Annotated in this window: 3 protein-coding genes and 1 pseudogene; all 4 read left to right on the plus strand. The window is 33.2% G+C overall.

Features of this window, described 5'->3' with window-relative positions; all coding sequences use genetic code 11:
• A partial coding sequence (locus tag ACIQ2I_RS08565) for a pyridoxine 5'-phosphate synthase (RefSeq protein ID WP_396182000.1) occupies positions 1–414 on the plus strand: 414 nt, incomplete at its 5' end.
• Positions 415–550: 136 nt separating this feature from the next.
• Positions 551–1,309, plus strand: a complete 759-nt coding sequence (locus ACIQ2I_RS08570; RefSeq protein ID WP_396182001.1) for an alpha/beta fold hydrolase — start codon at positions 551–553, stop codon at positions 1,307–1,309.
• 105 nt (positions 1,310–1,414) lie between these two features.
• On the plus strand, positions 1,415–2,671 hold the full coding sequence (locus tag ACIQ2I_RS08575; protein WP_396182002.1) for an OmpP1/FadL family transporter: 1,257 nt from the start codon (positions 1,415–1,417) through the stop codon (positions 2,669–2,671).
• A 19-nt stretch (positions 2,672–2,690) separates the two neighbouring features.
• Positions 2,691–3,584: pseudogene (locus tag ACIQ2I_RS08580) on the plus strand (G-D-S-L family lipolytic protein); the annotation flags it as partial.

Below are 3,584 nucleotides of genomic sequence, written 5' to 3' on the forward strand. Positions count from 1 at the left end.
TCAAATGCAGGTTGGGATACCATTAAACACCAAGATTATCTGACAGAAGTTATTCAGGAATTTCAACGTAATGGAATTAGAACGTCTGTTTTTGTTGATGCGAATGTAAGTATGGTTGAAGGCGCTAAAAAAATTGGTGCAGATAGAATTGAATTATATACTGAAGTATTTGCTCATCAATACAGTTTAGGAAATCAATTTGCAATTGAACCATTTGTGAAATCGGCCATTAGAGCAAATGAAATCGGTTTAGGAATTAATGCTGGACACGACTTGAGTTTAGATAATATTAAATTTTTTAAAGATAATATTCCAAATTTATTAGAGGTTTCCATTGGACATGCCTTAATTTCGGAATCTTTATATCTTGGTTTAGATAATGTAGTAAATATGTATTTGAACAAGTTGAAGTAAAAAGTAAAAAGTGAAGAGTAACAAAGTAACAAAGTAAAAGTGAGTTGTTATATATTCGCAATAATTTGCTAATTCACTCATTCGCTAATTCCTATGCCTTTTAAACTTTTAACCAAATAAACTTTTAACCAAAAAAATGTTATACTCAAAAATTGAAGGCGAAGGAAAGCCGTTTTTAATCATTCATGGATTTTTAGGAATGTCTGACAATTGGAAAACGTTGGGTTTTCAATTAACGCAATTGGGTTTTCAAATCCATTTGTTAGATATGAGAAATCATGGTAAAAGTTTTCATTCCGATGAATTTAGTTATGAAATTATGGTGGAAGATGTAAAATCCTACATTGATTTTCATAATTTACAAGATATTATATTATTAGGACATTCAATGGGTGGAAAAATAGCCATGTTGTTTGCAACCCTTTTTCCAGAATTGGTTGAAAAATTAATTATTGCAGACATTGGTCCAAAATATTACCCACCACATCATCAAAGTATTTTATCCGCCTTAAACGCTGTTGATTTTTCAATAAAACCAAGTAGAGCAGAAGTTGATGAAATAATTTCAAAACACATTTCAGATTTCGGCACGAAACAGTTTTTATTAAAAAATTTATATTGGAGAACACCAGAACAATTAGGTTTCCGATTTAATTTAGCAGTTTTCAACGCTAAAATTTCCGAAATAGGAACAGCACTTCCGTTTGAAAACCATTTTAATAAACCAGTGTTATTCCTTCGAGGTGGAAAATCGGATTATATTTTAGATTCCGATTTTGAAACTATTTTACATCATTTTCCATTAGCAAAAATAGATACAATTCCAAATGCGGGACATTGGTTACATGCAGAAAATCCTTCAGCATTTTATTGTGAAGTTGAAAAATTTGTATGACAAATAATATGTATACATAATATTTTTAGTAAAAAAATTGTCAATTTCATAAATAATGTTAATTTTGAATAATATATATAAATTAATACTAACTAAATTTTAATTATGAGAAAATTATTTTCTTTATCATTACTAACCTTGGCTTCTGTGTCTATGTTCGCAGGAGGGTATAGAGTTTCTATTCAAGGGCAGAAACAATTAGCGATGGGACATACCGGAGTAGCAGTTGTTAATAGTGCAGAGGTGGCATTTTTTAACCCTGCAGGGATGTCTTTCTTAGACAAAAAATTCAACTTATCGGTAGGTGGAAATGCATTAATGGCAAAAACAAGATTTCAAAGTTCGCAATTTAACCAAACGGCAGCTACAGATAATTTGGGTACTCCATTTAGTATTTATGCTACGTATAAAATTAACGAATGGGTGTCTGCAGGTTTAGCAGTGTATACGCCATATGGATCTTCTGTTGCTTGGGATCAAGACTGGGCCGGAGCGCATTTAGTAAACAATATTGATTTATCAGCGATTTTTATTCAACCAACTATTTCGTTTAGAGTAGGGGATGTTTTTAGTATTGGTGGTGGACCAATTTTAGTTCAAGGAAGTGTTAACTTCAACAGAAATTTAACACCTAATCCTCTTTTGTCTAGTAATGGAAGTGGAACAGATGTAACTTTAGATGCAAAAGGAATTACTGCATCAGGATATAATGTAGGGATGATGTTTAAACTATCTAAAAAAATAACTTTAGGTATGGATTACCGTTCTGAAATTATTATGGAAGCAAGAGGTGGTTCTGCAGATTTTGAAGATGTACCGACTATTGCAGCCGGATCATTTACAGATACTTATTTTAGTGCAGATTTACCTTTACCTGCTGAATTTACTACAGGTATTTCTTACAAAGCTTCAGATAAATGGTTATTTGCTTTCGATTATAACTACACAAAATGGAGTGTATACGAATCTTTAGATGTTGATTTTGATAGCGCTTTGCCAACTTCAGTAAATCCAAGAAATTACAAAGACGTAAGTGCTTATCGTTTTGGAGCACAATACAAAGCATCTGATAAATTTACTGTAAGAGGTGGTTATTATATTGATGAAAGTCCAGTTCAAAGAGGATATTTCGCGCCAGAAACACCTCGTAACGATTCTACTGGTTATACTGGAGGATTCACATATCAAGTTAATAGTAAATTAGGTATTGACATGTCATTCTTATATTTACATTTTGATGAAGTTAATAATTCTTACGATTATTTTGATGACCCAACAACTAATACAGGAACAACTTCTTTTGGGGGTACTTATAAATCATCTGTATTTTCACCAGGTATTGGTATAACTTACGGTTTCTAATTTTAAAAAATTATCAAAAATGAAAAATAAATTTATACTAGTAGCAGCTTTAGCAATTGGATTTGCAGGTTGTGAACCAGAATTTGAAAATGAAGTAAATGCAGCTTATACCTCTGGTGAAGCAGATTTTACAAGATATGTAGCAGTAGGTAATTCACTTACTGCAGGTTATATGGATGGAACCGTTTGTAGAGTAGGACAATCCTATTCTTACCCAAATTTATTAGCACAACAATTCGCTTTAGTGGGTGGTGGCGCTTTTACGCAGCCTTCTTATGCAGAAGATATAAATAATTTAGGTGGTTTTGCAGGTGTTCCAGGTTCTACAAGATTAGTTATTGATGCTGCTCAAGGGCGTCCAGAGCCAATTGCTGGAACATCAACAATTACATTAACACCTCAAGCTCAAGCATATAACAATATGGGTGTGCCAGGTGCAAAATCATTTCATTTAGGATTTGCTGGATATGGCGCTTTAAACCCATATTTTGCTAGACATGCAACTACACCAACAGCTACTGTTTTAGGTGATGCCATGACAAAAAACCCAACGTTTTTTACGAATTGGATTGGTTCTAATGACGTGTTAGCTTATGCTACCTCAGGTGGTGCGCAAGCAGATGGCGTAACACCAGCATCAGATCATAATGCAACTGGAAATTTAAATCCAGCTACTTATGGTATGAATGATATTACAAATAGTACAGTTTTTACTGGTGTGTATACAAATATCATTAACTCATTGACAGCAAACGGTGCAAAAGGTTTGGTATGTACCATTCCTAGTGTAACTTCAATTCCGTATTTTACTTCGGTACCTTATAACCCACTTCCAGCTGAAGCTACATCTAGTAATGCAACAGCAATTGGTTTATATCAGTTTTTAGCTGCGGTTTCTGGTGGAAGAATTTCA

The sequence above is a fragment of the Flavobacterium sp. genome, assembly GCF_044368995.1.
Classification (GTDB): Bacteria; Bacteroidota; Bacteroidia; order Flavobacteriales; family Flavobacteriaceae; genus Flavobacterium.